Consider the following 261-nt stretch of genomic DNA (forward strand, 5'->3'; position numbering starts at 1 on the left):
TTATTTTGTAGGTTGTAAAGACAATACAACAACTTGCGAAACAGCAACAAATTCACGTCAAGCAGTAATAGGTACAGTTAACCCAATTCCAAGCGCACCAAGTTCAAGTAATGTAACGAATGGTGCAGTTTGTGGAAGTGGTGTAGTGAATTTGACAGCAACTTGTACGACAGGTCAAACAGTACAATGGTATGCAAGTCAGAGTTCAACGAGCGTGTTGACGACAGGTACGAGTTATGCCCCAAGTTTGACAGCAACGAC

Annotated in this window: 1 protein-coding gene; it reads left to right on the plus strand. The window is 42.1% G+C overall.

The window, feature by feature from the left end; translation table 11 throughout:
• Positions 1-261, plus strand: a 261-nt coding sequence (locus tag BWI92_RS27705; RefSeq protein ID WP_176464586.1) for a hypothetical protein, incomplete at both ends; no start/stop codon positions are given.

This window comes from Flectobacillus sp. BAB-3569 (assembly GCF_002270355.1).
GTDB lineage: Bacteria > Bacteroidota > Bacteroidia > Cytophagales > Spirosomataceae > Flectobacillus > Flectobacillus roseus.